We start from the raw sequence: 4018 nt of genomic DNA, 5'->3' as shown, positions 1-4018 counted from the left end.
CTGTCCCCATGATCAGCCGGGGTCGATGCCGCCGCCCAGCAGGTTAAAGATCAAGTTAGGGCGATCAACCGGACCCCGTGGGTGTCGTCGCGTTGGAGCAGGGCGTGGCTGGTCGCGTCGGTGACGGCCGTGTCGTGTTCGTCGAGGAGCAGGCGCAGCAGTAGTTCGGCGATGTCGTCGCGTTCGGCTCGGCGGGCGAGGTCGTGGCCGGCCTTCGCTCGGTCAGACCACCGTGGCGATGAGGCGGCGGTGATGGTGGCGAGGAGGCCGGGGTCGGGGTCTTGCATGGCGGTCAGGGTTTCACGTCGCGGGCCGGGGCACGGGGGTGAGTCGTGGCGGTTCGGGCTTGCGGACCTTGAACCGGGCGATGGGCTTGGTGGTCGTGCGAGGTACTTCCGCCAGGAGTTGGTCGCTGTCGTGGATGCGGAAGGTGGTGTCGGCGTCTTCGACGGTGACGGTTCGGCCGGCGTGGCCGATGCCGACGTGGATTTTCTGGCCGGCGATGACGAGGCTGCCGCGGCTGCTGACGCGTCGTTCGACCCGTAGTGGTGTTGGGGATGGTTGCGGTGGTGGTCCGGCGGGGCGCGCATCGCGGATGCGGGCCTGCTCTTGTGGGGTGAGCGGGTTGGGCAGGCTGCGCAGCAGGGTTCGGTCGGCGTCGAGAAGGTGGAGGACGCCGCGGTCGAGGCGGATGGTGACGCGTCGTCCGGCGAGGTGGTAGCCGATGGGGTGTTGCCGGCCGGCGAGGCTGACCAGGCCGGTGGCGTTGACGAGACGGTCGACCTCGACGGGAGCCCCCGGCTTGACCGGGCCGGCGGTGGCCGGGGGCGGTCCGGCGGGGTGGCCGCCGTCGGCGAGGAGTTGACGCAGGTGGGTCGGGGTGAGCCGGGAGGGGACGGTCTTGAGTCGGACGCCGTCGAGGAGCAGGTGAACCACGGTGGTGTCGGCCCAGAGGCCGATCGCGAGTCCGGCACGGGCTGGGCCGAGCCAGAACTGTTGCCCGCAGACGGCGAGGTTGCCGGAGGCGGGAACGGTGCGGGTGATCTCGACGGCCAGGTTGACCGGGTCGACACCGTTGGTCGACAGCACCAGCGGGGCGGGCAGGGCCGGCGGGTCCTGCGACTCAGCCGCCGGTGCCGGGCGGGGTGCGGGCACGGCGGGCGCCAGGGCGGGCGGCAGCCGCAAAGGCAGCTGCCCGTCGGTGGGGTGGGCGGTGAACCGGTCGGCTGGGAACGCCATGTCCAGGGACTGGTGGGGTCGGTTGGTGTTGTACTCGGTGCGGAAGGCGTCCACGGCCGTCTGCACGGCCTCCAGGTCGGGCCACACGTCGACGTCGTCGAGCAGTTCTCGTTGCAGGGTTTGGTGGAACCGCTCAACCTTCCCGGTGGTGGTGGGTGTGCGGGGTTTGGTGTTGCGGGCCACGATACTGTTCTCCCGGCAGATCCGTTCGAACATCACCTCGGCCGGGCGGGGCTGGTTGAACCGGCCGGTGAACTGCTTGCCGTTGTCGGTCAGCACCTCCTCGGGGATTCCGAACTGTTGCAGCGCTTCGGCGAAGGCCAGGCAGACGGCCCGGCCGGTGGCCCGGCGGACCACGGTGGCGATGACGCAGAACCGGGAGTGGTCGTCCACGCCGGTGACGACCTTGGCTTCGGCGCCGCTGGCCAGCTTGATTCCGCCGACGATGTCCAGCTGCCACAGCTCCATCGGCCGGTCGCGTTCCCAACGCCGGCAATCCTCCCGCCAGCGTCGACGAGGGACCGGGTCAATGAGGCCGTGCCGTACCAGGACCCGGTACATGGTGCTCAGCGACGGCACCGGACCAGGGCAACCGAGACGGCCCAACTCGAACTGCAGCCGACGCTGACCCCACCGCGGATGCCCACGGCGTAGTTCGCAAATCGCCGCTTCGACCTCCGGGCTGGTCTGGGCCGGATGGGCATGCGGACGATGAGAGCGATCCGCCAACCCGTCCAGGCCCTCATCGCGATACCAACCCAACCAGCGGTGCACCGCCTGCCGGGACACGCCGAACCGCTCGGCAACCTCAGACACCGGAAGTCCGGCCTGGACCTCCAACACTGCTCGGTAACGTTGCTCCGTCACGTTCAACTCCACCAGCACTCTGCGGAGTGTCACGCATCAAGTGAAGTCACTGTGTAACGCATCAACCGGAGTCGGACAGCCGGCTGCCGGCGAAGTGGTTCAAAGTTTCTGTACGTGTTCAAGGCGGCCCTGAACGGGCCGCACGCGCCGCCACCTGGGCGCGCGCCGGCCGCTGCCGCTGTCGCTCTGCGGCCGTCACGCCTGATGCCCGGCGGCCGGCGCGGAGAGCGGGAGCCCGGAGGGCCGCCGCAGAACGACAGACTGTTGACCGGGGTGTGGTGGGCCGGCAGCCGGCCGGGCCGCGCGGCCACAAGCCCGCGCGGCGTAGGGGAGCGCACGCCGGCCGCGTCGGCGAGCTGCCGGCGGTCGCGGGGTTGCGGTTACTGCGCCTCCGGCGGGGGCGCAACGACTCCAGGATGGCCGGGGCTCCGCCGGCGGGTCACGGTCCGTGGGTGGTTGCGGAAGGAGCGATCCCGCCCGCCATCGACCCGGGCGAGCCGAGCAGACCACCGCCCGACCCGCCAGCGTCCGAACCTGCGTCAAGGTCCGCTTGACGTGGGGGGCCGGGCGGCGGCCCGCTCCCGCGAGGGCGGGTCGACGGCAGACGGGATGACGGTCCGTCAGCCTGAGGCTAGGCTGGAGGCCTTGGACGCCTGTTGCCCTTTAGCTACGAGTTCCGCGAACTTGGATTGGCGATCCCGCCAAAAGGTCATCGATTGCTTCAGGGACTAGCAAATCTAGATAATCGATTAACTCGTATGGAATCAATCCGGCGTTGTCGCCGTGCGGCGACAACGCCGGTAACAATGGCAGCTATCGGTAGGGTCGCGGCCGGGCCTTGTTGCGAATATCGTTGTACCCGAACGCCGGGTTATCCTAATTCTGTGCGGCCTAGCCGTGCTGCTAACCGACCTTGGGGGCGATTCCGGCCCTGAGTGGCTCTTGCGTTATCCGTTGATGGTCCAGGCTTGGCTCGAGGCAAGGTCATTGCATCGCGAAGTGATGACGTTTCCGCCCGTACCATCAAGACACCGCTCTGTAGCTGCGTTACGGATCTGGCGGCCACCCGTTCCAGCGAGGTACCAGCGCTGGTAAGCTCCCCCGTTGCAACTGATGGCATATACATCACCGGCGGAATTGCTGTCCAAACACAAGCCGGTCTGGTAGTTGACGAAAGTCGTCTCGCCAATGCTGTTCGGATTGATTGTCCATTGCTGTCCGCTAGCACCACTGCACGTCGTAGTGGATACGTAATTCGCAACGTCTAGACACTTGTTGTTCTCGCTGCGATGGTAAACACTTACCCGCCGAGCTGCCGCATCCGCCGGCGCGACTACGGCAAGAGTCGCCGCCGTTACTACCAAAGCCATGCCCGCTGCTTGTGTCGGCCTGCGATAGCGAATCCTCATGCCCTTTCCTCTCTTCTTGAGCGATTGCACTTTCAGTCTGTCAGGGGGTTCAGGAGTGCATGCCCCGTGTTGGTAACGAAAAGATAAAGCTTGCAGGAGACGATATGAGGTGCTGGCCGGGGCTCGGGGCAGCTGTACGGCCGGCACGGAAGCGGTCAGAGTCGGCTCTGGCCGCGCCAGTCTTACCGGACGCCGAAACGACCCGGGTCGACCGAGGCGGGAGACGGTCTGGCATGCAGGCAGACGGAGGGCACGGAACTTGTAAGCGAGGCAGCAAGAAGGCAGCGCGACCCTCGATGCGGGTCGGCCCTGAGCGTCAACGGACGACGCCCGGCACCTGCTGGTCGACGCTCACCGCCACCAGCTGGCAGTAGCCGACAGCTTGAGGCCGCATCCCCCCGCCGGGGTCAGCCCGAGTCGCCGGCGGAATGGCTGTCGACAGCAACGCTGACAGACATCCCATGGGGCCTGGGTGTCAAGCTGCTGCCTTTTGATCATGCTGT

General features: G+C 67.4%; 3 protein-coding genes. All 3 read right to left on the bottom strand.

Annotated elements, in window-relative coordinates; genetic code table 11:
- Positions 1-50: 50 nt before the first annotated feature.
- The 3 genes from ABZ570_RS33590 to ABZ570_RS33580 all read right to left on the bottom strand — a co-directional run bounded on the left by ABZ570_RS33590 (position 51) and on the right by ABZ570_RS33580 (position 3476).
- Positions 51-287: a hypothetical protein gene (locus ABZ570_RS33590; protein WP_358072164.1), complete on the bottom strand. Its 237-nt coding sequence runs from the start codon at positions 285-287 to the stop codon at positions 51-53.
- Between the two features lie 13 nt (positions 288-300).
- Positions 301-2112 carry an IS481 family transposase gene (locus tag ABZ570_RS33585; RefSeq protein WP_358072166.1) on the bottom strand — a complete coding sequence of 604 codons (1812 nt, stop codon included), beginning with the start codon at positions 2110-2112 and terminating at the stop codon, positions 301-303.
- A gap of 941 nt (positions 2113-3053) precedes the next feature.
- Positions 3054-3476 (bottom strand): RICIN domain-containing protein, encoded by a 423-nt coding sequence (locus ABZ570_RS33580; RefSeq protein ID WP_358072162.1) that lies wholly within the window; start codon positions 3474-3476, stop codon positions 3054-3056.
- Positions 3477-4018: the final 542 nt, after the last annotated feature.

Source organism: Micromonospora sp. NPDC007271 (genome assembly GCF_040634005.1).
Lineage (GTDB): Bacteria > Actinomycetota > Actinomycetes > Mycobacteriales > Micromonosporaceae > Micromonospora.
Note: the sequence above shows the minus strand (reverse complement) of the source record. Positions and strands in the feature narration are given on the sequence as shown.